Origin of the sequence: Mumia sp. Pv4-285, assembly GCF_041320275.1 — a bacterium.
Classification (GTDB): domain Bacteria; phylum Actinomycetota; class Actinomycetes; order Propionibacteriales; family Nocardioidaceae; genus Mumia; species Mumia qirimensis.
On sequence record NZ_CP162023.1, the window covers coordinates 2,550,581 to 2,577,191 of the forward strand.

Below are 26,611 nucleotides of genomic sequence, written 5' to 3' on the forward strand. Positions count from 1 at the left end.
ATGGCCGCAATGTCAGAGCTGGCGGCGCTCGTTGAACGACCGGCCCTGGCGGACCTCGCCCGGCACCGGGCGTACGCGCTCCGGCCCGCGCTGCTTCGCGGACCGCAGCTGGTACGGGACGCTGGTGACCAGGACGCCCGGCGTGAACAGCAGGCGTCCCTTCAGGCGCAGCGCGGTCTGGTTGTGCAGCAGCTGCTCGTACCAGCGTCCGACGACGTACTCCGGCACGTACACCATCACGATGTCCCGCGGGCTCGCCCGGCGGACCTCCTTGACGTACTTGATCACCGGACGCACGAGCTCGCGGTACGGCGACCCGACCACCACCAGAGGCACCGGGATGTCGAGCTCGTCCCACCGCTCGGTGAGCCGGGCCGTCGACTCGGTGTCGAGGTCCACCGTGAGCGCCTCGAGGGTGTCGGGCCGGGACACCCGCGCGTACGCGAGCGCCCGCATGACGGGCTTGTGGAGGCGGCCGACGAGCACGATCGCGTGGACGCGCGACGGCAACGTGACGTCGGAGTCCTCGATCTCCAGCTCCTCGGCCACCGCGTCGTAGTGCCGCCGGATCCGCCGCATGACGGCGTAGAGCACGACCATGGCCGTGATCGCGATCCAGGCACCGGCGAGGAACTTCGTCAGCAGGACGATCACGAGGACCGTCCCGGTCATGGCGAGACCGACCATGTTCACCGCCCGTGACCGCATCATCCGGCGACGGTCCACCGGATCGACGACGTTCGGGAGTAGCCGGTTCCAGTGCCGGAGCATGCCGAGCTGGCTGAGCGTGAACGACACGAACACGCCGACGATGTAGAGCTGGATGAGGCGCGTCACCTCCGCGTCGAACGCGAGGATCAGCACGACGGCCGCGAGGCCGAGCAGGACGATGCCGTTGCTGAACGCGAGCCGGTCGCCACGGGTGTCGAGCTGGCGCGGGAGCAGACCGTCACGAGCGAGGACCGAGCCGAGGACCGGGAACCCGTTGAACGCCGTGTTCGCGGCCAGGATCAGGATCACGCCGGTGACGGCGACCGTGAAGTAGAACATCGGCATCGCGTTGTCGTACACGGCCGCGGCGAGCTGGCCGATCACGGTGTCCTGGGAGTACGAGTCGCCCACCGGGACGCCGTCGCGCATCAGCTGTGTCGCCGGGTCCTCGGCGAAGCGCAGGTGCATGAGGTCGGCCAGGAAGATGATGCTGAGCAGCATCGTGACCGCGATGACGCCGAGCAGCGCCAGCGTCGTGGCCGCGTTCTTGCTCTTGGGGCGCCGGAACGCCGGCACACCGTTGCTGATCGCCTCGACGCCGGTCAGGGCCGCGCACCCCGACGAGAACGCCCGCGCGAGCAGGAACGTCATCGCGATCGTCGACACCGCCCCGACGTACGGCTCCTCCGCGACGATCTCGAGGTCGGCGCTGGCGACCTTCGGCAGGTCACCGAACGCGTAGCGCGCGAACCCCCACGCCGCCATGCCGAGGATCGCGATCATGAAGAGGTACGAGGGGACGGCGAACGCCACCCCGGACTCCCGCAGCCCGCGCAGGTTGATGGCGACGAGCAGCAGCACGAGAACCGACGCGGCCACGGCCTCGTGGCCCTTGAGGAACGGGAGCGCCGCCGTCGCGTTCTGCACGCCCGACGAGATCGACACTGCGACGGTGAGCACGTAGTCGACCATCAGCGCCGACGCCACCGTGACTCCGGCGCGGGGGCCGAGGTTGACGGTCGCGACCTCGTAGTCGCCGCCACCGCTGGGGTAGGCGCGCACGTTCTGCCGGTACGACGTGACCACCACCAGCATCACCACCGCGACGGCGATGCCGATCTTCCAGTTGAACGAGTAGGCCGACAAACCGCCCATCGAGAGCACGAGGAAGATCTCGTCGGGCGCGTACGCCACCGACGAGAGCGCGTCGCTCGCAAACACGGGCAACGCGATCCTCTTGGGCAGGAGTGTCTCCTCGAGCTGCGTGCTGCGCAGCTTCCGTCCGACGAACACGCGCTTGCCCAGCTCGGCCATTCCCACGCGAGGATCGTAGACCCGTCCGGCCGTCCGCACAGCCGCGCGTGCCGTTCGCGGTGTAGCGTCGTCGCGTGCACATCGTGATCATGGGGTGCGGCCGCGTCGGCTCGACCCTGGCGCGCCGGCTCGAGGGACGCGGTCATTCGCTCGCCGTCATCGACAGCGACGCCGATGCGTTCCGCCGCCTCGGCCCCACGTTCACCGGCCTGACCGTCACCGGTCTCGGCTTCGACCGCGACGTGCAGCGGCGTGCCGGCATCGAGCGCGCCGACGCCTTCGCGGCGGTCTCCTCCGGAGACAACTCCAACATCATCGCCGCACGTGTCGCGCGCGAGCTGTTCGGCGTCGACAACGTCGTGGCACGCATCTACGACCCCGGCCGAGCCGAGGTGTTCGACCGTCTCGGCGTCCCCACGGTTCCCACGGTGACGTGGGCAGCCGACCACGTGCTGCGCAAGCTCCTCCCGTCCGGGCACGACCCCGTCTACCGCGACCCGAGCGGCGAGGTGCGCGCCGACCTCGTGAAGGTCAAGACCTCGTGGGTCGGTCGTGAGATCCAGCTGCTGGAGCGCGAGGTCGGCGGCCGCGTCGCGTGCGTCACGCGCTTCGGCAAGGCGATGCTCCCCGACCGCGAGACGCTCATCCAGGACGGCGACGTGCTCCACCTCTTCACCGCCATCGCCGACTCCGCCGACGTCTTCGAGACGCTGGAGCGCGGACCCCGCGAGGAGGACGTATGAAGGTCGCCATCGCCGGAGCCGGCGCGGTCGGCCGTTCGGTCGCCGCCGAGCTGCTGGAGAACGGCCACGAGGTGCTGCTCATCGACCGGCAGCCACGCGCGATCCGCTCCGACTCCATCCCGGAGGCCGAGTGGCTGCTCGCCGACGCGTGCGAGCTGTCCGCTCTGGAGACGGCGCACCTCGAGCAGTGCGACGTCGTCATCGCCGCGACCGGCGACGACAAGGCCAACCTCGTCGTGTCCCTGCTGGCCAAGACCGAGTTCGCGGTGGCACGCACCGTCGCGCGCGTCAACCACCCCGACAACGAATGGCTGTTCAGCGGCGCCTGGGGCGTCGACGTCGCGGTCTCGACCCCTCGGCTCATGTCGGCGCTCGTCGAGGAGGCCGTCACGGTCGGCGACCTCGTGCGGCTGTTCACCCTGCGCGGCTCGAACTCCAACCTGGTCGAGCTGACGCTGCCCGCCGACTCGCCGTACGTCGGGGTGCGGGTCGGCGACATCCGGTGGCCGCGGGACGTGGTGCTCGTCGCGATCCTGCGCAGCAAGGGCATCCAGGCACCTGAGCGCGACCGCTCCCTCGAGGCGGGTGACGAGCTCCTCTTCGTCGCTCCGACCGACTCCGAGGCCGAGCTCGAGCACCTCTTGGCTCCGACCGAGCACAAGGGTTCGGGCAAGCCCGAGCGCCGGTCCGTCGTCGCCGACGACTGACGCCTGGGTCAGTCGCGGGGTTGGAGCTTGGGCTGGATCTCGAGCGCCTCTTGCGACAGCAGCTTGCCCGCCTTCTCCGGATCCTCGATCGGCGTGTGGTTGCGGCCGAGCAGATAGACCATCCCGGCGAGCGTCGCCAGCTGGAGCGGCCACCCCATCGCGATCTTCGCCGTCGCGAGCAGGCCGACGTGGTCGCCCGCCCACAACGGGTACTGGACCGCGACCCGTAGTGCGCACGGGAGCGCCAGCAGCAGCGTGAGGACCGAGCACAGGCGGACGAGCGCGCGGTCGCGGTGCCAGGCGGTCGCGTCGCCGGTCACGCTGCCGACGATGAATCCGACCAGGGGCCACCCGATGAGAACGGTGAACACCAGACCGACGGCGTACACACCGTTGTAGATGAGACCCGGCAGGAAGGCGTCGCGTGCCTCCCCGGACCGCAGGGCGAAAACGGCGGCGATGCCGATCCCGACCATCGAGTTGAGGACGAACTGCACGGTGCTCCGCTGGAAGATCCGCAGAAGGAGGAGGACCACCGCCAGCCCGAGGCTGACGCCGAGCGCGAGCTTGAGCTCGCGGGTCGTGAGCCACGTGAGGGTGAAACCGATCGTCGGGACCGCGGCCTCGAGCATGCCCCGTGCACCACCGAGGGCCTTCGACAGCTGGGCACGGACGACCTGCTCGACCGTGGTCGGCGTCGCCTTCGCGGCCGGTTCGGCGGCGTCGGTCGGCCCGGTGCTGCTCGGCTCGGCGGCGCCGTCGGGGGCGGAGGTCATCGGCACAGCTCGTAACGGGGGTTGTAGAGCACACGACCGCCGTCACGCACACCGAGCCTGCCCGTCGCCGTGAGGGAGCGCCCGGCCTCGATGCCCGCGATGCGGGTGCGTCCGATCCACACCAGCGTCAGCGCCCCGGACCCGTCGTACAGCAGCGCCTCGAGCGCACGGGCGCCCGAGCGCGGCCGGTAGGTCACCGCCCGGATCTCGCCGTGGACCGTCACGACCTCACCGATGCGCTGGTCGCACACGGGACGACAACCGGCCTCGACCGCTTCCTCGCGGAGCTGGGCGTCGTCCTCCCGATCGGCGAGGTCGCTCATGCGTTCGCGCGTGCGCGACCACAGGCTCGTGGTGCCGCTCGTGGGGCTCATGCTTCCAGCCTAGGTCGCGGACGGCCGACGTGGCGCCCGTTCACGCCTCTTTCGTCTCGGCGTCGGCGCGGACGGCGCCGGCCGGGACGACGATCGGGATCTGCTCGCGTGGCGGCATCGGCGCATCGCCCCGGACCACGACCACGTCGCGGACGGCCTGCTCGAGGACGCTGTCGGGGTCGGCGGAGGCGCCGAGCTTGCCCATGAAGGTCGCGCGGAGCAGCCAGCGCGGGCCGTCGACGCCGATGATCCGGCTCGCCTGCACGCCCTGGCGGCCGTCGGGCGCCTGGACGGGCACCTCGACGCGCAGCTCGAGCCCGAACGACGACTCGACCTCCTCGACGGTGCCCCCCACCCGCTTCACCTCGGCGATGATCTCCGGCCGGATGTCGTCCCAGAGCCCGGAGTGGCGGGGCGCGGCGAAGGCGCGCAGCTCGACGGCGCTCTCCTCGGCCAGGGCGACCACGGAGGTCGCGACTCCGGTCTGAGGGTCGGTGGGGATCTGGAGGTCGAGACCCGCACGGCCGCGGACGATCATGGCGCCCGCATCGACGTACGTCGGGTCGTCCTCGGGCACGTCCCGCTCGGAGGCGTCCCAGGGTCCGGAGGAACGATCGAAGCCGGTGCCTTCGTCGGCAGAGGCCGCTCCCTCGTCGGAGGTATCCGCACCGTCGACGACGTCGGCTCCCTCGATCTCGGCGTCGGCCTGGTCCTTCTTGCGACGACCGAACATCACCGCGCTCCTCTCGTGCTGTCAGCGGCCGGCACGGGGCGGCCGGGCTCGTGCATCAGGTGGCCGATGTCACGGCGAACCCACCCGTCGAACCGTACCCCCCGGCCCCTCGCGAGGACTCCGGCAGGGCGTCGACGACGGTGAAGGACGCCTGCTCGACCCGCTGGAGGACCAGCTGAGCGATCCGGTCCCCTCGCGCGAGGACGATCGGCTCGCGCGGGTCGAGGTTGACGAGGCACACCTTGATCTCTCCACGGTACCCGGCATCGACGGTCCCCGGCGCGTTCACGATCGACAGTCCCGCGCGCGCGGCCAGGCCGCTGCGCGGATGGACCAGCGCGACGTAGCCGACGGGCAGGGCGATCGCGATGCCGGTGGGGACCACGGCCCGCTCGCCGGGTTGCAGGGTCACGTCCACCGTCGTGCACAGATCCGCGCCCGCATCGCCCGGGTGGGCGTACGACGGCAGCGGGATCGACGGGTCCAGCAGCGTCACCATCACCTCGACCATGGTGGACGACCCTACCGGTCAGGCGACCCTCACCGTCATGGGAACCTTGTCCCATGACCCGAGACGCTGACGCGCCGTCGTACCGCGAGAACCTCAGCGTCCCGGTCTCGTGGTGGCTGGCGTGCGCCGGGCTCACCGTGATCGTCTGGTGGATCTTCGTGCTGGCGACGCCGATGTGGGTCGCCGCCGGCGCCGCGGTGGTCGCTGCCGTGGCCGTCGGAGCCGGGCTCGCCCAGTACGGCAGCACGGCGATCGTGGTCTCGAACGTCCATCTGCGGGCGGGGGCCGCCCGGCTCCCCCTGGTGCACTGCGGCGACGTGACCGTCCTCGACGCCGCACAGACCCGCGCCCTGCACGGCCCCCAGGCCGACGCCCGCGCGTTCTTCCTCGTCCGGCCCTACATCGCCACCGCCGTGCGGGTCGACGTCGCCGACCCGCGCGACCCCACGCCGTACTGGCTGATCGGCACCCGGCGCCCGTACGAGCTCGCGGACGCCATCAGCGACGGCCACGCGCGCGCCTGACCGCTTCCCTCCGCCACTGCCCGCGGCGGCCTCGGAGCGACTAACGTTCCGCGGAGAGGGTCCGACCGGACCACGACGAAGGGAAGGATGAGCGTGGCGCGCAGCAAGAAGAAGGCGTCCGACGCCGACGGCGGCAAGCGGAAGGCCCCGAGCAAGGCCACCTGGAAGCTGATGGACCGCACCGCGACGATCGCGTCCGGCGTCCTCGCGGCCCAGGGCGCGTCGCTCGTGTGGCGCGCGGCGACCGGACGCAAGCCGCCGACGGACGCCGACTCGCGCAACCCCGACCTCGCGACCCGGGAGGCCGTCACCTGGGCGGTGCTGGCCGGCGCCAGCGCGGGCGTCATCAAGGTCGTCCTCAACCGGCAGCTGGTGAACTACTGGGTGCGTTCGACCGGCGAGCTCCCGCCGGGACTGCTGCCCACCAAGTTCCCGCCGACGGTCAAGCTCCCCGAGTCCTGAGCCGTCCCGAGTACGACGCACACGGACACGACGACGCCCCCGACCGCCGATGCGGTGCGGGGGCGTTGTGCGTGCCTCTCGGACGCGACGCGGCCTGGACTCAGGCGCAGTCGACGCAGATCAGCTGGTTGCCCTTCTCCCGGGCCAGCTGACTGCGGTGGTGCACCAGGAAGCACGAGGTGCACGTGAACTCGTCCGACTGTCTCGGAAGCACCTGGACCGAGAGCTCTTCGTGCGACAGATCGGCACCAGGAAGCTCGAACGACTCCGCGGCCTCGACCTCGTCCTCGTCCACCTTGCCCGAGTTCTTCTCGTGACGGCGTGCCTTGAGCTCCTCGATGCTGTCTTCCGACTGCTCTTCTTCGGTCTTCCGAGGAGCGTCGTAATCAGTCGCCATGAACCCTCCTCTGCGTATATCGCCCGACCTCGACGGGCCGGGATCATCCTAATTTCGTAACCTTCAGGCGCGCAGATTGTGCCACACAGATCCGCTTCACCCAACTTCAGAAGCCACAAGCGCGAACGAGTCGTAAAAATTCCTGCGCGAACGCTTCTGGGGCCGCCACGACGAGACGCTCGTCGGGGATTCCGTCCAGTCCTTGGACGACAACCCCGGCCTCGCGGGCGATGAGGCCACCTGCGGCGATGTCCCACGGCGCGAGACCTTGCTCGACGTACGCGTCGAAGCTGCCGGCGGCGAGCATGCAGAAGTCGAGTGCCGCCGATCCGGTGCGACGGATGTCACGTACATGGAGCAGGAGCCGGGCGACCGCGACCGCCTGACGCGCCCGGACGTCCGGGACGTAGTTGAACCCGGTCGCGACGAGCGCGTGCGCCGCCTCGGGAGGTGCCACCGACCGCAGCCGGACGGCGCGTTCCGCCGGCCCCTCGCGCCGGTACGAGCCCTGGCCGCGGATCGCGGTGTACTCGTGGCCGGTCGTGATGTCGACGACGCAGCCCACCTCGACCTCGCCGTCGACCTCGGCAGCGATCGCCACGGCGGAGTGCGCCAGTCCGTAGATGAAGTTCACCGTGCCGTCGATCGGGTCGACGACCCACCGGACCTGGCTCGTCGCCTCTGCCCGGCCGCTCTCTCCGCCTTCCTCCCCCAGGATGGCGTCCCCGGGTCGCTCCGCGGTGATGCGCTCGCGGACCAGCTGCTCAGTGGCCCGGTCGATCGCGGTGACGGGGTCGGTGTCGCTCGACTTCGTGGCGGCGACCTCGACCCGGCCGGACGGTCGCACGTCCCGTGCGTACGCGGCGGCCTCGCGCGCAGTCCTCAGTGCGAGGTCCAGCAGCGCGTCGCCGCTCGGCCGCCCGCTCACCGGTCCGACCCCAGCAGCGCGGGGCGTCCCGGCTCGCGCAGGTTGGCGCAGCACCCGACCGGGCAGACGTTCCAGCCCGGCGGCAGCGCGCCGACCGCGGGCTGGTCCGGAGCCTCGTCCCGCGCGAGAGCGGCACGCTCCACGACCAGCTCGCGGATCGCCGCCACGAACCGTGCGTCGACGCCCGGCGTCGGAACCCGCGCGAACCCGAGCCCGAGGCGCTCCGCGGTGGCCTTGGCCTCGGTGTCGAGGTCGTAGATGACCTCCATGTGGTCCGAGACGAAGCCGATCGGCAGCAGGACGACCGCCCCGACGCCGCTGGCGGCGACCGACTCCAGGTGGTCGTTGACGTCCGGCTCGAGCCACGGGACCTGTGGGGGCCCGGACCGGGAGCAGTAGACGAGCTCGTACGGCCGTTCGACGCCGGTCCGTTCCGCGACCTGGGAGGCGATGACGTCGGCTACGTCGCGGTGCTCCCGGACGTACGCCTCTCCCCCGACCTCGGCCCCCTCGACGACATGGCGGCCGCTCGCGGCGTTCATCGCGTCCGGGATGGAGTGGGTGACGAAGACGAGCCGGGCGGCGTCGCTGTCGTGGCCGTCGCGCCCGAGCTGTTCGAGCGCCGCGACTGCCCCGTCCACGAACGGCGCGACGAAGCCGGGGTGGTTGAAGTAGTGGCGCACCCGGTCCAGCCGTGGAGCTCCCTCGCCGATCGCCGTCGAGGCGTCGTACAGGTTCTCGCGGTACTGGCGACAGCCGGAGTACGAGGTGTAGGCGCTGGTGAAGAGGGAGACCGCCCGCTCCACTCCGTCCTCACGCATCTGGGCGAGGGTGTCCGTGAGGTAGGGGTCCCAGTTGCGGTTGCCCCAGTAGATCGGGAGATCGATGCCGTGCGACGCCAGCTCGAGGCGCAGCACCGCGATGAGGTCGCGGTTCTGGTCGTTGATCGGCGAGCGCCCGCCGAACGAGAAGTAGTGCTCCCCCACCTCGACGAGCCGCTCCTTCGGGATGCCGCGACCGCGCGTGACGTTCTCGAGGAACGGGACGACGTCGTCGGGTTGCTCCGGGCCACCGAACGAGACCAGGAGGAACGCGTCGTACGGGCTGGTGTCGGGGGCCACGGGATCCATGCGGCAATCCTGTCAACCCACGGGCTACCCTGCAGATGCAGCCCCGACGGGCCGCCCGGAGGGTGTCTCCTCCGCCACATCCGTCCGTGCGACGGCTTGTCTCGAAGGAACGCCGTGCTCGACTCGTACCGCCGGATCCTCGCGGTGCCCGGTGCGCCGGCCTTCAGCGCCGCGGCGCTGGTGGCCCGCCTGCCGATCTCCATGCTGGGGCTCGGACTCGTGCTCCTCGTCTCGGAGCAGACCGGCTCGTACGCGAAGGCGGGCACGATCTCCGCTGCCGCGGTGATCGCGAACGCCGTCGGCGCGCCCGTCCAGGGGCGCCTCACCGACCGGTTCGGGCAGCACCGCGTCCTTCCCGCGACCGCCGCGCTGTTCGGGTTCTCCCTCGCGCTCGGTCTGCTCGCGATCTACGAGGACGTCCCAGCGCCCGTGCCGCACCTGCTCGCAGCGGTCATCGGGTTCGCGCTCCCGCAGGCGGGCTCGATGGTGCGTGCCCGGTGGACCCACAACGCCCCGCCGTCGATGATCCCCACCGCCTACGCGCTCGAGGCGGTCCTCGACGAGGTCGTGTTCATCGTCGGCCCGGTGGTCGTCACGTTCCTCGCGACCCTCGTCAGCCCGTACGTGGGGCTGATCGTCGCCGGGGTCGCGGGTGTCAGCGGATCCGTGGCGCTCGCGGTCCAGCGGCGTACGGAGCCGCCGTCGGGGCGGGCGAGCGATGCAGCGTCAGGCAGCCGCGGGCGTCTGCCCTACGGGCTCCTGGTCCCGCTCGTCGGCGCGGGGGTCGGGTTCGGTGTGCTCTTCGGTGCGGCCGAGGTCGTGACGGTGGCCGTTGCCGACCACGCCGGTCACAAGGAGCTGTCCGGCGTGCTCCTCGCGATCTGGGCGGCGGGCAGCCTGATCGCCGGCTTCCTCGTCGGCGCGCGCCCGTTGCCGATCTCTCCTCTCACCCAGCTGCGGATCACGACCGCAGTCCTCACCATGAGCATCGTCCCGCTCCTGGTCACGTCGGCGCTGCCGCTGGTCGCTGTCGCGCTCTTCGTGTCCGGGTTCGCGATCGCCCCCAGCATGGTCGCGTCCACGCAGCTGATCGAGCGCGGGGTGCCGAAGGCGCGCCTCACCGAAGGGATCTCGTGGTTCACGACCGGCCTGGCCACCGGGGTCGCCCCTGGCGCCGCCGTGTCGGGCTGGGTCGTCGACAACGCCGCTCCGTCGTGGGGCTACCTGGTGTGCCTCGTGGCCGGGGTTCTCGCCGCGGCCGGGGCTTGGGTGGTCCGCGTCCCGCGCACCGAGCCCGCCGACTGGGACGAGCCCGCGCACGCCACCAGCAGCGGTCAGTAGCCGTCCATCCCCGGTGGGAGCGGCGCGTGCCACCCCCGACGGAGGGCGATCATCCGGTAGCCGAACGCGATGACGGCTCCCGGCACGAGGACCCACACACCGTGCAGGCCGAGCTCCACGGCCGCGACCGCGATCGAGGCGCCGACCAGGGCGGGGAACGCGTACAGCTCCTCGCGCAGGACGACCGGGACCCGGCCTGCCAGCAGGTCGCGGATCACGCCGCCGCCGATCGCGGTGACCATGCCGAGCAGCGCTGCCGCCGGCGGCTCGAGGCCGTACTCGAGCGCCTTGACCGCTCCGGTCACGCTGAACAGGCCCATCCCCGCCGCGTCGAAGACCGAGATCTCGCGCTCGAGCCGCCCGAGCACGGGATGGAACCGGAACGCGACGAGCCCGGCGACGAACGGCACCAGGAGGTAGCGCCAGTCCATCAGCGCTGCCGGCGGTGTCGCCCCGATGAGGAGGTCGCGGAGGAAGCCGCCACCGAGACCCGTCGCTCCCGCGAGGACGAGCACGCCGAAGACGTCGAGCGGCTTGCGCACCGCGACGAGTGCTCCCGACAACGCGAAGGCGGCGATACCGACCAGGTCGAGGACGACGAGCGCGGTGGACACGGAACGACGGTAGCGTGACCCGACGGGCCCAGCCCCGGCTGGAGGACGGTGTCGCGGGCACGAACGGGAGGACCCGGCGACCGGTCGTCCGGCGCGCTTGCTTGGATTGACCCGGCAAGCAGTCGACACTGGGGCTGGTACGAGGCGTAGAGGGCGGAGGCACAGATGCGAGACCTCACCGTGGTGGGGCTGAGCGAGGACCAGCAGTTCCTGGTCCTGCGCGGCCCGGTCGGTGAGCTGTTCCGCGTCGCTGTCGACGACCGGATGCGCGCCACCCTCAGGAACGACCGGGCACGACTCGGCCAGTTGGAGATAGCGATGGACAGTGCACTGCGTCCGCGAGACATCCAGGCTCGGATCCGCCGTGGAGAGTCGCCGGAGGAGGTGGCAGCCGCTGCGGAGCTCCCGGTGGAACGGATCTTGGGTTACGCCCACCCCGTCCTCGCCGAGCGCGAGCACATGGCTGAGCGGGCGCGCGGCGCGACCGTGCGCCGCAAGCACGCGCAGTCGAACGCGCTGACCCTCGGCGAGTCGGTCGACACGACGCTGCGCAGCCGCGGCATCGATCCCTCCTCCGCCGGATGGGACTCCTACCGCCGTGACGACGCCCGGTGGACGGTCACCGTGCGCGCCGGGGCGGTGTCGGCCGAGTACGTGTTCGACCCCGCCGGTCGTTACACGTTCGCCGACGACGACGGCGCGCGCGAGCTCGTGGGCGACGTCCCCGAGGCGTCTGACTCGGCCGAGATGGCGATCGCCGACGCCGTCTCGCGGCCGGTGGACGTCGTCGAGCTCGGGTCCGACCCCCGCGTCACGTCGCTGCGTCAGGCGCGTGCACGGCGTGCCGCCGCCGCGAACGACCGCGCCGACGAACAGCTCAGCCTGCACGACATCCCTGGTGTCGTCGAGGACGTCGAGCCGACGCTCGAGCTCGACGAACCGCGTGCCGCCGCGCCCACGGCACCTCCCGCGCCCAACGACGAGCCACACTCGGACGCGCCGTTCGACGTACCCGCCGCGCGAGGGCCGGAAGAGTCTGCGGACGTCCCGTCGTCCGACGACGCGGCGGACGACACCCCGGACGGTGCCGACGAGCAGCCGCGCAAGCGGGCCCCTCGGCGTCGCGAGCGCCGCCGGGTCCCGTCGTGGGACGAGATCATGTTCGGCGACAAGGCCTGACAGCCTGCACCACGTCGTACGACTAACGCCCCGCCTTCGGTCGAAGGCGGGGCGTTGTCGTTGGCCGCCGGCAGGTGGCCGACGATGGCTCAGCCGACGGCGTCGACCGTCACCGAGCCGCGGCAGATCTGGACCACCGCGAGCTTCTGGCCCGCTGCATCGAACTCGGTGCCGACGGTCACGGGGACCGATCGGACGTTGGCCGGGTCGTCTCCGGTGCTCAGCGTGAGGATGGCGGTCGCCTTCTCCGGGTCGACGTCGATCGACCCGACGCCTGCACCCACGCCCTCGATCAACGGCGTGTTGGTGCCCTGGACGAGGACGGTGCCGCCGTCGGCGGTGCCGAGGCACCCGCTCGAGTCGTCGTCACCCCCGCCACCGCAGGCACTCAGCGCAGCGCACGCGAGCGCTCCGGCGAGCGCGACCGCCACCCGACGTCCCACCACCGGCGAACCTCCTCGCGCCTTCAGCCCTCGCACCGTCATTCCTTGAGCGGACGACCGGTGGCGTCCGTCGTCAGTCCGTTGGCACCGACGAGATAGAGGATGCCTTCGATGAATCCCCAGATCGCGCCGATGCCGCACGTCAGGATCGTGACGATGATCTGGGCGACGCCGATCCCGGTGAAGCCGAGATAGAACCGGTGGATGCCGAACCCGCCCAGGAAGATGCCGAGCAGCCCGGCCACGAGCTTGCTCTTCGCGTAGGGGTCGACGTAGCCGTACGGAGCACCGTACGGCGGCTGCTGACCGTAGCCGTAGGGCTGCTGACCGTACGGCGGTTGCTGACCGTAGCCGTAGGGCTGCTGACCGTACGGCGGCTGCTGACCGTAGCCGTAGCCGGGCTGCTGCGGATCGTAGCCGGGCTGCTGACCGTACGGCGCCTCCTGGCCGGTCGCTCCACCGCCGGCGGGGTCCGGCGCCCAGCCCCATCCGCCGTCCGGCGCCTGTGCTGGATCGGGCTGGCTGCTGCCCGGCCCGCCGGCGTCCGGCGTCGTGGGGTCCGGCTGTCCGGAGGGAGGGGTTTCGGTCACAGCTGCTCCTTCGTGATGGCTTCCCACACCCTAGCGGTCGCCGGTCGACCGCCCGGCGGCCTACGGTGGTGGCAACACGTCAGGAGGCGCGTATGACGACCGAGCACGACATCCTGGGCACGATCTCCTCGCTCGTGGCCGAGGAGAAGGACCTGCGGAGCCGCCGCGAACGCGGTGAGACCGACGCGGACACCGAGCTGGCACGGCTCGCCGAGGTGGAGACCCAGCTCGACCAGTGCTGGGACCTGCTCCGCCAGCGGCGGGCGAAGGAGGAGTTCGGCGAGGACCCCGCGACAGCGAAGGTCCGGCCGGCCGACGAGGTCGAGGGCTACCTCAGCTGATCTCGCCTCCGGCGGCACCTTGGTAGCCGTACTAGCCTGACCAGATGACTCGGCTCGCTCGATCTGATCGGCACGCCATCCTCGTCGACGCGGGCTATCTGCTCGCCTCGTCGGCGCAGGTCCTCGTCGGCACCTCGTTGCGCCGCGCGATCGCCGTCAGCTGGGAACGCCTCGTCACCGGCATCAAGACGTCCGTCGCCGAGACGACGGACACCGATCTGCTGCGCGTGTTCTGGTACGACGCCGCGAACGCGCAGGCGACGCGACAGCTGTCGGAGGAGCACAACCTCGTCTCGCTGCTGCCGGACGTGAAGCTCCGCCTCGGTCGCGTCAACAACGAAGGCGCCCAGAAGGGCGTGGACACCCGCATCGCCCTCGACCTGGTCAACCTCGCCCTCCAGGGTGCCGTCGCCGAGATCTATCTCGTGTCGGGCGACGACGACCTGACCGAGGCCGTGGACATGGCACAGGACTACGGGGTCCGCGTGACGCTGTTCAACGTCCCGAACGACACTTCGCGGATCGGCGTCCACGCGACGGCGATGAACCTCGCGAGGGTCGTCGACGAACGCCTGCGGATCCCGATCGATCTCCTGCGCACGGTGATCACGCCGTCCCCCCGGCCGCTCGAGAAGCCGCTCGCCCCGGTCGCCGAGGCCGCAGCGGTTGCCGGCGTGGCCGTCCGCGAGCCCGAGGCGGCTCCGGCGCTTCGGATCCCCACACCGTCGGACGTCGCCCGGCTGCACCCGGCCCCCGCGCCACCGGCCGAGCAGGTCGAGCCCACCGTCGCCCTCGCCTGGAGCAGCAGCACCGGACAGGGCGGTCGACGCGGCGGCGACCCTGACGCCGACCTGCGGGAGCAGATCCCGGAGGTGGTGAGGGCCGTCGTCCGCAACTGGCTCGACTCTGCCACCCAGGCCGACGTCCGTGCCCTGATCTCGACCCGCCCGACGATACCCGGGGACGTCGACTCGACGTTGCTCACCGATCTCGTCGCCCGCAGCGACGACCGGTACCGGATCCTCCAGACCGAGACGCGCTGGCAGCTGCGCGAGGCGTTCTGGTCCGAGATCGACCAGCACGTCTAGCAGGCGGCCGGCTCAGGGGCGGAGGAACCGGTCGAGCATGGTCGTGAGCTCTTGGTCGAGAGCGTCGAGGTCGCCTTCATCGACGAACACGGGCGCCGTGAGGACGAAGGCCCAGGCGTCCAGGAGGACCGCCGACGCCAGCACCGACGTGTCGCCGTCCCGGATCGACCCGTCGGCCTGCCCGTCGCGGATGAGGTCCTCCAGGAGGCGTGCCTGCTCCTGGGTGCTGCGTCCTCGTCGATGCAGGATGTAGGGCGCGAGGAAGCCGGGATCGAGCTCGACGATGCGTCGCAGCAGCGGGAGCCTGCGCGTCTCGCGGACCATGCCGACGGTGATCACCACGAGCATCGTGCGTGCGTCGCCACCGGAGATGCCCCGGATCACCGCCTCCAGCATCCGGTGGAACTCGCGCGTGAACAGGTCGGCGACCACGCCGTTGACGTTCGGCCAGGTCCGGTAGAGCGTCGCCCGCGAGACGTCGGCACGTCGCGCCAGATCGGCCATGGTGAGACCGCGCAGGCCCACCTCGACCACGAGGTCGCGGGCGGCGTCGAGCACGCGGTCGCGGGGGATGGCGTTGTGGGCGCGCAACGGCTGGGAGGATCGGTCGAAGCCCTGACCGTGCGACAGCATGCGCAAACTCTAGCGTCGTCGGGGGGTCCTCCGCCGTGGATCGTCGCGCGCCCCGGACCGACTGTCGTCTAGGCTCGGCCGGGTGAACGTCGGTCTCATTCTCCGGGTCGTCGTCGCCACGGTGGTGACGACCGTGATCACGGCCGGTCTGGTCCCCGGCCCCGCCGCCGCGGCCGGGTCCGGCAAGGTCGTGAGCCGCAGCGCGACGCTGTACGAGGACTGCTTCGGGCACCCCTTCTCGTACGCGCTCTCCGACGTGGGCGAGGGCTGGCGTCTCACGGTCGAGCTCGTCGCATCGAGCGGTCGCGTGGTCGACCGTTCGGTCGTCACCCCGGGCGAGGGCACCTCCGGACGGGGCGCGTTCCGCGTCTGTGCCGGCTCGGTCCGCCCGGGTGTGTTCACGGTCCGCTCCCGCGTGACGTGGCCGGCGGAGGCGGGGCGCAGCGCGCTCCCGCTCGCGAGCAGCAGGCTCAGCCTGCGCCGCCCGACCAGCGCCACCAAGATCTCCGTCCGCCCGCGGCGGCCCCGCGTCGGCGCCAAGCTCCGCCTGCGGGCGACGGTGACGGTCGCCCGTCCGTACGGTCGGTTCCCGAAGGCCGGCGTGCGCGTCGTCGCGTCGGTGCGCCGGCAGGGCGCCTGGCGGCGGATCGGCCCTGTTCGCTACACCAACGCGAACGGCGTCGCGACCTTCCGGGTCCGCTGGCGGGCGAAGTCACCCAGAAAGGTCCGGGTCACGACGACCCGTACGCGCTACCACTCACGCTCGAGCTCGCGGGCGGTCACCGTCCGGAGCCGCGGCAAGGACTGAGGTCCGCCCACCTCTGGTCAGCTCGTGGTGACGCGGTCGGACTGGTCCGACTCCGGTTCCTCCGGTCGTACGGAGTTCTCGACGTCCGCGGCGGGCAGTTCGCACACCCCGTCCACGCACATCGGCGCATCTCCCCCGACCATCTGGAACGGCGTCGGGTCCGTCACCGGGCCACCGCCTCGGCGGCGACCGTCGAGAGGACCTGGGCGAACGCCTGCGGCTCTTGGGCCCCCGACACTCCGTACCGTCCCTCGACCACGAAGAACGGCACGCCGTTGATGCCGTAGGCCTGGGCCTGGGCGATGTCGGCCCGGACGTCGTCGGCGTACGACTCGTCCGCCAGGACCTGGAGCACCTCGTCCCGATCGAGACCGGCCTCTGCGGCGAGGTCGGCGAGCTCGTCGTCGTGCCCGACGTGGCGCCCCTCCTCGAAGTAGGCCGTGAAGAGCCGCTCGACGACATCGAGCTGGATGCCCCGCGCCTTGGCGAGGTGCAGCACCTGGTGCGCCTTCAGCGTCTTGGTGTGCTTGAGCGCCTCGAAGTCGTACGCGAGACCGACGCTCGCCGCGATGTCCGTGACTTGCGTCAGCATCTGGTGCACGCGTGCCTCGTCGAGGCCCTTGTGGCCGGCGAGGAACTCCACCTCCGACCCCTCGAAGTCGACGGGCGTGTCGGGAGCCAGCTCGAACGAGTGGTACTCGACCTCGATCTCGCGGTCGCCCCCGGCTGCCCTGTACTCGTCGACGCCGGCTTCGAACCGCCGCTTCCCGATGAAGCACCACGGGCAGGCGATGTCGGACCACACGTCGACCTTCAGGGGATCAGTCATACCCGTACGAACGTCGCCCGGCGCGGCAGCATTCCCGCGCGGCGGCCCTCAGGCGCCGTCCCGCGGGGGCTCGCTCCCGTCGTCGGCGGCGGCGGTGACGTCGTCCACCGGCAGCGCCTCCTCACGCTCGACGGGTTCCGTCGAGATCGAGAACCCCTCGCCGTGCTCCTCGATGCCGGCCTCGACCGCCTCGCGGACGAGCTCGACCGCCACCGCACGGCGTACCATCAAGGCGTCGGTGCGCAGGTCGAGCCACAGCACGTACGTGATGCCGACCATGATGACCGCGAACGGCAACGAGGTCACGACGGTGATGCTCTGCAGGCCCGCGAGCGCGTCGTCACCACCGAGGACCAGCATGATCGCCGCCACGGCACCGGTCGCGGCACCCCAGAAGACGACGACGCCCTTGCTCGGCTCGACCGCGCCGTGCTGCGAGAGGCTGCCCATCACGATCGACGCCGCGTCCGCACCGGAGACGAAGAAGATCGCGACCAGGACCATCACCAGGACCGACGTGACGGTCGCCATCGGATACTGCTCGAGCAGCTGGAACAGCGCGAAGTCGCTGTTGACGGCTCCCTCGGCGTCGGTCAACGCACCCGTGACGTCCTGCTCGTGGATCGCGGAGGTCCCGAAGATCGAGAACCAGACGAGGCTCACCAGAGTCGGCACCAGAAGGACGCCCGTCACGAACTGCCGGATCGTACGCCCCCGGCTGATGCGTGCGATGAACATCCCGACGAACGGCGTCCACGAGATCCACCACGCCCAGTAGAAGACGGTCCAGAGCGAGAGCCACTCCTGCATCTCCGGCCCGCCCGTGGCGTCGGTGCGCGACGCCATCTCGGGCATCTCGCCCAGGTAGGCGCCGATCGTCTCCGGGATGACGTTGAGGATGAGGAGGGTCGGGCCGACGACGAACACGAAGCCCGCGAGCGCGACGGCGAGGACCATGTTGGTGTTCGCGAGCCACTGGATCCCTCGCGCGATGCCGGAGACGGCCGACACGATGAACGCGGCGGTGAGGATGGTGATGATCGCCACCAGTGCCGGCTCGCCGACCGGTCCGGTCCAGTCGAGGAACTCGAGTCCGGCTCCGATCTGCAGCGCGCCGAGCCCGAGCGACACCGCCGACCCGAACAACGTCGCGAAGATCGCGAGGATGTCGATGATCTTGCCCGCCGGCCCGTCCGTCCGGGGGCCGAGCAACGGGCGGAACACCGACGACACCAGCTGGGACCGCCCCCGGCGGAACGTGCTGTACGCGATGGCCAGCCCGACCACCGCGTAGATGGCCCAGGGGTGCAGGCCCCAGTGGAACATCGTCGTCGCCATGGCCACACGCATCGCCTCGGCCGTCTCCGGCTCCGCCGTGCCGGGCGGCGGGGAGACGTAGTGCGACAACGGTTCGGCCACGCCGAAGAACATGAGACCGATCCCCATGCCGGCGCTGAACATCATCGCGATCCAGGAGACGGTCTTGAACTCCGGTACGGCATCGTCCGCCCCGAGCGGGATGTTGCCGTACCGGGATGCCGCGATCCAGATCACGTAGACCACGAAGTAGCTGGCCACGAGGACGTAGAACCAGCCTGCGTTGGTGATCACCCACGACTGCGACTCGCTGGCCGCCTTGCTCAACGACTCGGTCCCGATCGCTCCCCACGCCACGAAGGCGATGGAGATCGCCGCCGTGATGCCGAACACGACCTTGTCGATCGGCCGCTCCTGGCCTGCGCCGAGTGGTCGGGTCAGCCGTCCGCGGAGTGCGTCGTCGGACCACGAGGTCAGCCGTTGCCGAGGCGCTCGACGCCGCGGCCGTGAGTCCCGTCGCTCTGGTGGTTTGATCGTCATGGGTCCCCCCTTCGCACCCCGATCATCCCGCGACGGGACGCCGACGCCACCCGAAACCGCGTGTCGCTGACCGCCGGAAGCAACCGAGTACCTGCTAGGGTTCAGGAAGTAGTTGTTCGGTTCAGCGCAGGTGGATGTCCGCGCCAACGGTTCGACCGTTGGCGCGTTTGTCTTATCTGGGCCGGGCGCACCATCGCGACCTTTCGCGGTGGTGGAGCAATGTGCACGGGGGTCGGCAACGGCCGGCTCCACAGTTCGACGAAAGAGCAAGAAATGTCGCAAGGCACCGTGAAGTGGTTCAACGACGAGAAGGGCTTCGGCTTCATCGCGCAGGACGGTGGCGGTGACGACGTGTTCGTCCACTACACCGCGATCTCCGGCAACGGCTTCCGCACGCTGGCCGAGAACCAGCGCGTGGAGTTCGATGTCACCCAGGGCCAGAAGGGCCCCCAGGCGGAGAACGTTCGCGCCATCTGAGAAGTCGTCTCCTACCGAGACTTCTGACGAGGGCCCCGACACCGGAAACGGTGTCGGGGCCCTCGTTCGTCCGTGCAAGAGATCGTGCTCGGCGTTGCCGACGACGGGAGCTCCCGAGCGCGTGAGGTGATGAGACCTGAGCCGCCGCGAGGGCGGGGTCGCGGATCGACGTCAGAAGCGATCCGGTCCGTCCACGTCTTGCGTACTCCGTACCCCCGCAGCGGAGCGCGCAAGACGTGGACGAGAAGCCCGGAGTCCTCCGGACCAGAACCACCAGAGACCAGGTCTCGCGATGGCGTGCCACCATCTGACCGCCCGCGCGGGCACCCTCGCAAGGGTTGCAGCGGGGTTGCAGCACTGAATTCGCGTTGCTGCAGGTCCATTGCAGCGGGAATGTCAAAGTCAAAGCTCGTTCGCATCTCAACTATAACCGTTGGGATTTCAACCACAGGAAAAACGTGTCAACTACTGTCGCGCCGGGCATCGACGCTCTACGGTGAGGGCCTACAACGGACATTCCGCCGGAGGCGACGGGGGTACGGCATGGCGCTGCCACGGACGTCGGCGACGACTGACGCGCCGACCGATCTGCGTGCGCTCTACCGAATCCGCTCCGATGTCCTCGCCGGCCGCTCGCCCGAGCAGCAGCCGCGTCCCATCGTGCGCGCGTCCTGGGACCGCTCGCGCACCCTCGGCCTCACTCCGGACGGCGTCCCCCCGACCCCGCCGGTCACACCTTCCGAGGTCGAGGCCGAGCGCGCTGCCAGCGCCTTGCGCCCGATGATCGACCAGCTGGCCACCCTCCTCCACAGTGCCGTCGACTCCGCGGGCATGCTCCTCGCAGTCACCTCGGCCGACGCCCGGATCCTGTGGCGTGCCGGGCCGGCGCCGATGCGCAAGTACGCCGACGAGCTCGGGATGGTGCCCGGCGCGACCTGGGCAGAGGGCAACGTCGGGACGAACGGGATCGGGACGGCGCTCGTCGAGGGCAAGCCGATCGGGATCCACCAGGCCGAGCACTTCGCCGAGGGTCACCTGCCGTGGTCCTGCGCCGCGGCGCCGATCCGCGATCCGCTCACCGGCGAGCAGGTCGGCGCGGTCGACCTCAGCTACCGGACAGCCACCGTCAACCCGCTCGCGCTCCCCCACGTCGTGATGGCGGCCCAGCTCGCCGAGGCGCAGCTGCGACAGCGATACCACGAGAGTGCCGACCGCCTGCGGACCCACGCAGCCCCGATGCTCGCGCGGCTCGGCGGACCAGCGATCGCCGTCACCCGAGACGGCATCTGCGCCGCGGCCGTCGGCACCGACGCGCCGTCGCGGCTCACCCTTCCGTCGGACATCAAGCCGGGCGTCGTCTGGTTGCCGGGCATCGGCACCGTCATCGCCGAGCCCGTCCCGGACGGGTGGCTGCTGAGGCTCGCGGACGACGGCTCCGAAGAGGAGCCGATGACCGTCGTCCGGCTCGACCTGACGGTGTCGCCGGCGGTCGTCGCGATCACGGGCCAGAGCGGGTCGTGGTCCCACACGCTGTCACCACGGCACTCCGAGATCATGCTCTCGCTCGCTCTGCACCCGAAGGGTCGCTCCGCCTCCGAGCTGGCCGACGACCTGTTCGCGGATGCCGCTCGGACCGTCACGGTCCGAGCAGAGATGTCGCGACTGAGACGCACGCTCGGCGGCGTCCTGAGCGCGATGCCGTACCGGATCAGTGAGCACGTCCGCGCGGATGCCGCGCTGCCCGACGACCCGGCGCAGCTGCTGCCCGGCTCGTCCGCTCCCCTGGTGGTGCGGACACGCGAGGAGCTCGCGGCCGCTGCGCAGGACACGTCCTCGGCGGCCTCCGCCGGGCGGCACCGCGCCTACTGAGCCACTGGCCGCTGACCGCGCCGGCTCACTGCGACCGCGTGAGGCGATCGAGGAACGCCACGAGCATCGCCTCGCGCAGACCGGAGGGCGCCGCGTCGAGGAGTGCGTTGACGGGCGCCATCTGCTCGGGGAGCGTCACGGACGACGCGGCACCGGCGTCCCCACCGGCCAGTCCGGCAAGGGAGAGCAGCCCGTCGAACGCCGCGTCGTCCAGCGTCGCGGGATCGATGGCAGCAGCGGCCGCGCGCAGCTGCGGGTCGACCTCGATCGGACCGGCAGCGACGGCCTCGTCGACCGACTCCTGCAGTGCGCGAAGGAAGTCTCCGACGATGGGGGCCGTCGCGGCGGACACGGTCAGGTGCAAGGTCGCCGGGATTCCGGCGTACGCCATCTGGGGTTGCACGAACCACCCGCGCGCCAGCATGGCGTCGCTGATCGTGAACACGTCGCAGGTGTCGTCGGTGGCGATCGCCACGAGCGTCGTGTCGGGCTGCGATGCGAGCGCGAGGTGCTCGATGCGGTCGATGCCTTCGACCAGCGCCCGGGAGCCGTCGTACGCGGTGCGAGCGAGTGCGTGGTAGCCGGCATCGCCGAAGTAGGAGACGACCGCCCACGCGGCGGCGAGCGGGCCGCCCGACTTGGTCGACTGCAGCGTGGCGTTGAGCATCGTGTAGCCGGGCCAGTCGGCGCTGGCGAAGAACTGGGGACGACGCAGGTCCGGGCTCCCGTGCAGGAGGAGCGAGACGCCCTTCGGTGTGTAGGCGTACTTGTGGAGGTCGGCCGAGATGCTCGTGACGCCCTCGACCGAGAAGTCCCACGGGTGCTGGACCAGCCCGTCACGCTCGAGCCACGGGAGCACCCACCCGCCGATGCACGCGTCGACGTGGAACCGGACGCCGTGCTGCGACGCGAGCTCCGCGATCTCGGGGATCGGGTCGACGACGCCGTGCGCGTACGACGGCGCGCTCGCCGCGACGAGCACCACGCGACCGGCGTGAGCGGCGAGCGCGTCTCCGATCGCAGCCGCGTCGGCACGCAAGGTGCCCGCATCCACGGGCACGGTGATGCGTTCGACGCCGAAGTAGTGGGCAGCCTTGTGGAACGCGGCGTGGATCGAGCTCGGCACGACCATGGCCGGCCGCTCGATCTCGGGGTGCGCGTCACGAGCGGTCTGGACGGCGAGGAGCACCGACTCCGTCCCACCAGAGGTGACCGTGCCGACCGCGCCGCCGGGCGCGTGGAACAACGGCTTCGCGAACGCCACGAGATCGCGCTCCATGGCGAGCAGGCTCGGGAACGCCGTCGGATCGAGACCGTTGGTCGCGCCGTAGGACGCCAGAGCCTCCCGGCCCAGCGCATCGGCCTCGGCGATGCCGGAGTCGTACACGTAGGCGAGCGTGCGGCCCCCGTGGGTCGGCAGATCGCCGTCACGCAGCGCGGCGAGCCGTGCGCGGATGGCGTCGGGATCCTCGTGGGGGACGGTCATGGTGTCGGCTCCTGGGTGGTCGGGGTGGGCTCGCCGAGCGCAGCCCGGCGGTCGTCGAGCGTGTAGCGGCGCAGCCACAGCAGGCTGAGTGCCACGATGATCGCAGGCACCACCGAGATGCCGAGGGCGATCGCGGTCACCGCGGAGTCGGGCTGGGCGACGTCCGTCTCGCCACGCGACGACACGTAGCCGCCGAGCGCGAGCACGAGCGCATAGAGTCCGGGCCCGATCGCCAGACCCAACGTCTCCCCCGCCGTCCACACGCCGGTGAAGACCCCGATCCGGTTCTCGCCCGTGCGCGCGGCGTGCTCCGCGGCCACGTCCGGGATCATCGCCATCGGGAAGACCTGCGCGCCGGCGTAGCCGATGCCGACGACCGCAGCCGCCGCATACGCCAAGGACGGCGTCGCGGACAACGTCACCAGGAGGCCGAGCATGCCGAGCACCAGGAACCCGCTCGCCACCACGTAGCCGTAGCGCTTGCCGCGTCGAGCCGCGAGCCGCTCCCACAGCGGCGTCACGACCAGGGCCGGCCCGACGAAGGCGACGAACAGGAAGGTCGCGGCCCCGCCGCCGTCGAGCAGGTTGTCCGACGCGTAGGCGACGCCGGCCAGCATCGCGCCGACGCCGAGCGCCTGGAAGACGAAGGTGATCAGCAGGTTGCGAAAGTCCGGGGCCTGGGCCACCAGCCGCAGCTGGTCGCGCATCGTGCCCCCGGCCGTCGCCACGCCGTAGTCGGGGGCTCGCCTCGTCCCGACGTAGGCGCCGAGGACACCGAGGAGCAGGACCACACCGATGTAGACGCCCATCACGCGGTAGCCGGTGGCCTCCGAGGTGGCGTCCCCGACCAGGTCGACGACGAGCGGCGCCGTGGCGCCGGAGAGCAGGATCGCAAGAGCGAGGACGACCACACGCCAGGTCATCAAGCGGGTGCGCTCGTCGTAGTCCAGAGTCATCTCCGCCGGCATGGCGACGTAAGGGACCTGGAAGAACGCGTACGCACTCGCGCAGGCCACGAACATGACGACGACCCAGGAGCCGGCCAGCCATGTCGGGTCCTCGGGACCGGCGAAGATCAGCGCGAACGCGATCGCGAGCAGCACCCCCGCTCGCAGCAGGAACGGACGCCTCCGGCCCAACGGGTGTGTCGACCGGTCGCTGATGCGTCCGGCGACGGGGTTCAGGACGACGTCCCACGCCTTCGGCAGGAACACCATCGCGCCGGCGAGTCCCGCCGCGATGCCGAGGGTGTCGGTCAGATAGGGCAGCAGCAGCAGGCCGGGGACGGTGCCGAAGGTGCCGGTCGCGACGGAGCCGAGGGCGTAGCCGCGCCGGACGGCGGGTGCGAGCGGAGCCGAGGTGGCGGAGGACATGCGACGTTTCTACCGCATCGTCACGCCGCACCGTCCAGGTCGACACCCCAGGCCTCGAGGTCGTCCACGCGCGCGAGCGCCCAGCCGTTGCGGTCGATGCGGAGGGCGGCCGGGCGCTCGAGTCCGAGCCACCTCGTCGGCCGAGCCTTGAAGCCGAGCAGCAGGAGCTCGGCGGCGGCAGCACCCTCGTCAGCGAAGCGGCGCGGGTCGGACAGGTAGTCCGACGCCTCTATCTCGTCCACCCGGTCGCCGGACCAGCGCGCGATCCGTTCGACCGCCTCGTCGCGCGACGCGACCGTCGAGCGGACCACGTCGCGAGCCTCGACGAGCCAGGTCAGTCGTCCTCCGCTCGACCACGACTCGAGGAGCACGACCGGCGCCCCCTCGTCGAGGAGCGCCCACGGGAAGTGGCGGTGCCGCCACAGACTCCAGTAGGCGCGGTCGCGCACCTGCGGCTCGGAGTCTCGGCCGTCGGCGACATCCGCGCGGCGAGCACGGCGGCGGTGCAGAACGAGTACGGTCTTCACAGGTCCTCCTCTGGGTCAACGAACCACGACCGTAGAAGGACGGGCGGGCCTCGCGCGGCGCGCGTCCACAGATGCCGGCTGCAGGCACGTGGTTTCCACAAGGCCTGGTCTTGGCTCGCCTGTTCACACAGATATGCGCCGTATCTGTCGGCTCCAGGTCTTGCGCAACTTGTCTCTCGGGCGATCGGCGGCAAGGATACGGACCAGATCACCCAACGATGGAGCGCCCTACATGCCCCTTTCCCGCTCACCTCTCGGTCCCTTGCGGCCAGGTGACCGTGTTGCACTGGTCGCGCCCGCCGGGCCTGTTCCGACCGAACAGCTCGACCGCGCGGCCGCGCTGCTCGGGTCCTGGGACCTCGAGCCGGTCGAGGGAAAGCACGTCCGTGACCGCCACCCGCGGGTCGACTACCTCGCCGGCGAGGACGCCGACCGCGCCGCCGACCTCTCGGACGCATGGTGCGATCCGTCGATCGACGCCGTCTTCTGCGTCCGCGGCGGCTACGGCTCCGCTCGCGTGCTCGACCACCTCGACGACGACGGGCTGCGGGCCGCGCCCCCGAAGCCGCTCTACGGCAGCTCGGACGTCACGGCGATCCACGAGTACTGGCACGAGATGCTCGCTGTCCCGACCTGGTTCACCCCGATGGTCGCCACCCTCGCCCTTCTCGACGACGACGCCGCGACGGCCGAGCTGCGCCGCGCGGTGCTCGAACCCTGGGAGGGGCGAACCTACGCGAGAAGCGGTGCCGCGACGATCACTCCAGGGCGGGCCTCAGGGACGCTCGTCGGCGGGAACCTTGCCGTCCTCGCGATGACCATCGGCGCGCACAGCCGTCCGCCGCGCCGGCCAGGACCCCACCTCGCCCTGATCGAGGACGTCAACGAGGAGCCGTACCGCATCGACGGCTTCCTGACGTCGCTGCTGCGGTCGGGCTGGTTCGACGGCGTCTCCGGCGTCGTCCTCGGCAGCTGGGACGGGTGCGGCGACCTCGACGCCGTCCGCGAGGTGTGCAGCGATCGCCTCGGCCCGCTCGGCGTCCCCGTCGCCTGGGAGCTCGGCTTCGGACACGGACCCGCAGCTCCGAGCATCCCGCTCGGCATCGTGGCCGACCTGGATGCGTCGGCTCCCGCTCTCACCCTCGCACGCCCACGGGAGCAGCGATGACAGACGACACACCAGCACGCCCGCAACGGCGGTCGGCGGCCCTGCTGAAGCGCCGCCTCGTCGACGAGCAGCGCAAACAGCTCGACGCCATGCTCGACTGGGCCCTGACGGACACGACGCTCGAGGAGATGGCGGCCCAGATCGTCGGGGCCCGTCGGCGGTTCATCATCGGCGCCACCCAGTCGTTCGCGTACGCGTCCCTTCTCGCGCTCGATCTCAGCGCAAGCCTCGCCAACGTGCACCTCGTGGACGGCACGATCATCCGCCCGATCGACGTCCTCAGCGACGTCCGGAGCTCGGACGTGCTGGTCGCGTTCTCGCTGCACCGCTACCGGAAGTACACGATCGACATCGCCACCACGTTCCGGGACGCCGGTGGCCGCCTGCTCGTGATCACCGACTCCCCCGATGCGCCGCTGGCGACGATGGAGGGCGCCGACGTCGTGCTCGTCCCCCCGGCCGGAATGTCCTTCGACGAGTCCCCCTCGAGCATGAGCCTCGTGATCGGCCTCATCGCCTCGCTCACCGCGGCGAGCGCGAAGGGTTCCGGGCGTCGCAGCGCCCAGCGCGACCACCTCGGCGAGGTGCTCGACCTGTACGCCGACTGACCTGCCGACGCGTTTCTTGGACGGGTGACCTAGATCACCCGAGAACATGCGTCATTTCGGACATGGTCGT

At 71.0% G+C, this 26,611-nt stretch carries 31 protein-coding genes; 13 read left to right on the top strand and 18 right to left on the bottom strand.

The window, feature by feature from the left end; translation table 11 throughout:
• Positions 1-12 precede the first annotated feature (12 nt).
• Entirely contained in the window at positions 13-2,031 is a 2,019-nt protein-coding gene (locus AB3M34_RS12365; RefSeq protein WP_370614233.1) for an APC family permease, read from the bottom strand.
• Positions 2,032-2,114: 83 nt separating this feature from the next.
• Between AB3M34_RS12365 and AB3M34_RS12370 the strand changes: the two genes are divergently transcribed.
• Complete coding sequence (locus tag AB3M34_RS12370; protein WP_370620011.1) at positions 2,115-2,768, top strand: potassium channel family protein; 654 nt, start codon at positions 2,115-2,117, stop codon at positions 2,766-2,768.
• Positions 2,765-3,475: a potassium channel family protein gene (locus tag AB3M34_RS12375; protein WP_370614234.1), complete on the top strand. Its 711-nt coding sequence runs from the start codon at positions 2,765-2,767 to the stop codon at positions 3,473-3,475. Before AB3M34_RS12370 ends, AB3M34_RS12375 begins: the two co-directional genes overlap by 4 nt.
• An 8-nt stretch (positions 3,476-3,483) precedes the next feature.
• Here AB3M34_RS12375 and AB3M34_RS12380 read toward each other — a convergent pair whose 3' ends face one another.
• The 4 genes from AB3M34_RS12380 to dut are packed head-to-tail and all read right to left on the bottom strand — an operon-like array spanning position 3,484 to position 5,869.
• Complete coding sequence (locus AB3M34_RS12380) at positions 3,484-4,251, bottom strand: DUF3159 domain-containing protein (RefSeq protein ID WP_370614235.1); 768 nt, start codon at positions 4,249-4,251, stop codon at positions 3,484-3,486.
• A complete protein-coding gene (locus AB3M34_RS12385) occupies positions 4,248-4,625 on the bottom strand; it encodes an OB-fold nucleic acid binding domain-containing protein (RefSeq protein ID WP_370614236.1) in 378 nt (125 codons plus the stop codon). Before AB3M34_RS12385 ends, AB3M34_RS12380 begins: the two co-directional genes overlap by 4 nt.
• Positions 4,626-4,665: 40 nt before the next feature.
• Positions 4,666-5,358, bottom strand: coding sequence for a DUF3710 domain-containing protein (locus AB3M34_RS12390; RefSeq protein WP_370614237.1), 693 nt, complete (start codon positions 5,356-5,358; stop codon positions 4,666-4,668).
• A 55-nt stretch (positions 5,359-5,413) separates the two neighbouring features.
• Positions 5,414-5,869, bottom strand: a complete 456-nt coding sequence (dut, locus tag AB3M34_RS12395) for a dUTP diphosphatase (RefSeq protein ID WP_370614239.1) — start codon at positions 5,867-5,869, stop codon at positions 5,414-5,416.
• Between the two features lie 53 nt (positions 5,870-5,922).
• On the opposite strand from dut, the gene AB3M34_RS12400 reads away from it, so the two are divergent.
• Positions 5,923-6,393, top strand: a complete 471-nt coding sequence (locus AB3M34_RS12400; RefSeq protein ID WP_370614241.1) for a DUF3093 domain-containing protein — start codon at positions 5,923-5,925, stop codon at positions 6,391-6,393.
• A gap of 93 nt (positions 6,394-6,486) precedes the next feature.
• Positions 6,487-6,855 (top strand): DUF4235 domain-containing protein, encoded by a 369-nt coding sequence (locus tag AB3M34_RS12405; protein ID WP_370614243.1) that lies wholly within the window; start codon positions 6,487-6,489, stop codon positions 6,853-6,855.
• A 100-nt stretch (positions 6,856-6,955) separates the two neighbouring features.
• Here the strand turns inward: AB3M34_RS12405 and AB3M34_RS12410 are convergent, their stop codons facing one another.
• The 3 genes from AB3M34_RS12410 to AB3M34_RS12420 all read right to left on the bottom strand — a co-directional run bounded on the left by AB3M34_RS12410 (position 6,956) and on the right by AB3M34_RS12420 (position 9,310).
• Positions 6,956-7,252 carry a DUF4193 domain-containing protein gene (locus AB3M34_RS12410; protein ID WP_149771276.1) on the bottom strand — a complete coding sequence of 99 codons (297 nt, stop codon included), beginning with the start codon at positions 7,250-7,252 and terminating at the stop codon, positions 6,956-6,958.
• 106 nt (positions 7,253-7,358) lie between these two features.
• Entirely contained in the window at positions 7,359-8,180 is an 822-nt protein-coding gene (locus tag AB3M34_RS12415) for an inositol monophosphatase family protein (RefSeq protein ID WP_370614245.1), read from the bottom strand.
• The gene (locus tag AB3M34_RS12420) at positions 8,177-9,310 is read right to left on the bottom strand and encodes a ferrochelatase (RefSeq protein WP_370614247.1); all 1,134 of its coding nucleotides are present in this window, start codon (positions 9,308-9,310) and stop codon (positions 8,177-8,179) included. Before AB3M34_RS12420 ends, AB3M34_RS12415 begins: the two co-directional genes overlap by 4 nt.
• Positions 9,311-9,424: 114 nt before the next feature.
• On the opposite strand from AB3M34_RS12420, the gene AB3M34_RS12425 reads away from it, so the two are divergent.
• On the top strand, positions 9,425-10,651 hold the full coding sequence (locus AB3M34_RS12425) for an MFS transporter (protein WP_370614248.1): 1,227 nt from the start codon (positions 9,425-9,427) through the stop codon (positions 10,649-10,651).
• On the opposite strand, the gene AB3M34_RS12430 is transcribed toward AB3M34_RS12425, so the two are convergent.
• Entirely contained in the window at positions 10,645-11,265 is a 621-nt protein-coding gene (locus tag AB3M34_RS12430; RefSeq protein ID WP_370614250.1) for a trimeric intracellular cation channel family protein, read from the bottom strand. The two genes, AB3M34_RS12425 and AB3M34_RS12430, sit on opposite strands and share 7 nt — an antisense overlap.
• A 165-nt stretch (positions 11,266-11,430) precedes the next feature.
• Between AB3M34_RS12430 and sepH the strand changes: the two genes are divergently transcribed.
• A complete protein-coding gene (gene sepH, locus AB3M34_RS12435) occupies positions 11,431-12,444 on the top strand; it encodes a septation protein SepH (protein WP_370614252.1) in 1,014 nt (337 codons plus the stop codon).
• Positions 12,445-12,533: 89 nt separating this feature from the next.
• Here the strand turns inward: sepH and AB3M34_RS12440 are convergent, their stop codons facing one another.
• Positions 12,534-12,887, bottom strand: coding sequence for a hypothetical protein (locus tag AB3M34_RS12440; RefSeq protein WP_370614254.1), 354 nt, complete (start codon positions 12,885-12,887; stop codon positions 12,534-12,536).
• 38 nt (positions 12,888-12,925) lie between these two features.
• Positions 12,926-13,477 carry a TM2 domain-containing protein gene (locus AB3M34_RS12445; protein ID WP_370614256.1) on the bottom strand — a complete coding sequence of 184 codons (552 nt, stop codon included), beginning with the start codon at positions 13,475-13,477 and terminating at the stop codon, positions 12,926-12,928.
• Positions 13,478-13,569: 92 nt separating this feature from the next.
• On the opposite strand from AB3M34_RS12445, the gene AB3M34_RS12450 reads away from it, so the two are divergent.
• Entirely contained in the window at positions 13,570-13,818 is a 249-nt protein-coding gene (locus AB3M34_RS12450; protein WP_370614257.1) for a DUF2630 family protein, read from the top strand.
• Positions 13,819-13,862: 44 nt separating this feature from the next.
• Positions 13,863-14,906 carry an NYN domain-containing protein gene (locus AB3M34_RS12455; RefSeq protein ID WP_370614259.1) on the top strand — a complete coding sequence of 348 codons (1,044 nt, stop codon included), beginning with the start codon at positions 13,863-13,865 and terminating at the stop codon, positions 14,904-14,906.
• Between the two features lie 12 nt (positions 14,907-14,918).
• Here the strand turns inward: AB3M34_RS12455 and AB3M34_RS12460 are convergent, their stop codons facing one another.
• Positions 14,919-15,539, bottom strand: coding sequence for a TetR/AcrR family transcriptional regulator (locus AB3M34_RS12460; RefSeq protein ID WP_370614261.1), 621 nt, complete (start codon positions 15,537-15,539; stop codon positions 14,919-14,921).
• Between the two features lie 82 nt (positions 15,540-15,621).
• Between AB3M34_RS12460 and AB3M34_RS12465 the strand changes: the two genes are divergently transcribed.
• Positions 15,622-16,347, top strand: a complete 726-nt coding sequence (locus AB3M34_RS12465) for a hypothetical protein (RefSeq protein ID WP_370614262.1) — start codon at positions 15,622-15,624, stop codon at positions 16,345-16,347.
• A 17-nt stretch (positions 16,348-16,364) separates the two neighbouring features.
• On the opposite strand, the gene AB3M34_RS12470 is transcribed toward AB3M34_RS12465, so the two are convergent.
• Genes AB3M34_RS12470 through AB3M34_RS12480 form a run of 3 tightly spaced genes read right to left on the bottom strand, consistent with a single transcriptional unit; the run spans position 16,365 to position 19,033 of the window.
• Positions 16,365-16,514 (bottom strand): hypothetical protein, encoded by a 150-nt coding sequence (locus tag AB3M34_RS12470; RefSeq protein WP_370614263.1) that lies wholly within the window; start codon positions 16,512-16,514, stop codon positions 16,365-16,367.
• A complete protein-coding gene (locus AB3M34_RS12475) occupies positions 16,511-17,176 on the bottom strand; it encodes a DsbA family oxidoreductase (RefSeq protein WP_370614265.1) in 666 nt (221 codons plus the stop codon). The genes AB3M34_RS12470 and AB3M34_RS12475 overlap by 4 nt, the downstream gene beginning before the upstream one ends.
• A 48-nt stretch (positions 17,177-17,224) precedes the next feature.
• Positions 17,225-19,033 (bottom strand): BCCT family transporter, encoded by a 1,809-nt coding sequence (locus AB3M34_RS12480; protein ID WP_370614266.1) that lies wholly within the window; start codon positions 19,031-19,033, stop codon positions 17,225-17,227.
• Between the two features lie 273 nt (positions 19,034-19,306).
• Here AB3M34_RS12480 and AB3M34_RS12485 point away from each other — a divergent pair, with 273 nt between their 5' ends.
• Together AB3M34_RS12485 and AB3M34_RS12490 are read left to right on the top strand one after the other, a co-directional pair.
• A complete protein-coding gene (locus AB3M34_RS12485) occupies positions 19,307-19,510 on the top strand; it encodes a cold-shock protein (protein ID WP_149771291.1) in 204 nt (67 codons plus the stop codon).
• A 543-nt stretch (positions 19,511-20,053) separates the two neighbouring features.
• Entirely contained in the window at positions 20,054-21,379 is a 1,326-nt protein-coding gene (locus AB3M34_RS12490) for a hypothetical protein (RefSeq protein ID WP_370614267.1), read from the top strand.
• Positions 21,380-21,404: 25 nt separating this feature from the next.
• Here the strand turns inward: AB3M34_RS12490 and AB3M34_RS12495 are convergent, their stop codons facing one another.
• The 3 genes from AB3M34_RS12495 to AB3M34_RS12505 are packed head-to-tail and all read right to left on the bottom strand — an operon-like array spanning position 21,405 to position 24,765.
• A complete protein-coding gene (locus AB3M34_RS12495) occupies positions 21,405-22,865 on the bottom strand; it encodes a pyridoxal phosphate-dependent decarboxylase family protein (protein WP_370614268.1) in 1,461 nt (486 codons plus the stop codon).
• Positions 22,862-24,238, bottom strand: a complete 1,377-nt coding sequence (locus tag AB3M34_RS12500; protein ID WP_370614270.1) for an MFS transporter — start codon at positions 24,236-24,238, stop codon at positions 22,862-22,864. Before AB3M34_RS12500 ends, AB3M34_RS12495 begins: the two co-directional genes overlap by 4 nt.
• A gap of 20 nt (positions 24,239-24,258) precedes the next feature.
• Positions 24,259-24,765: a hypothetical protein gene (locus AB3M34_RS12505; protein ID WP_370614271.1), complete on the bottom strand. Its 507-nt coding sequence runs from the start codon at positions 24,763-24,765 to the stop codon at positions 24,259-24,261.
• A 232-nt stretch (positions 24,766-24,997) separates the two neighbouring features.
• Here AB3M34_RS12505 and AB3M34_RS12510 point away from each other — a divergent pair, with 232 nt between their 5' ends.
• Positions 24,998-25,933 (top strand): S66 peptidase family protein, encoded by a 936-nt coding sequence (locus AB3M34_RS12510; protein ID WP_370614273.1) that lies wholly within the window; start codon positions 24,998-25,000, stop codon positions 25,931-25,933.
• Positions 25,930-26,541 (top strand): MurR/RpiR family transcriptional regulator, encoded by a 612-nt coding sequence (locus AB3M34_RS12515; protein WP_370614274.1) that lies wholly within the window; start codon positions 25,930-25,932, stop codon positions 26,539-26,541. The genes AB3M34_RS12510 and AB3M34_RS12515 overlap by 4 nt, the downstream gene beginning before the upstream one ends.
• Positions 26,542-26,611: the final 70 nt, after the last annotated feature.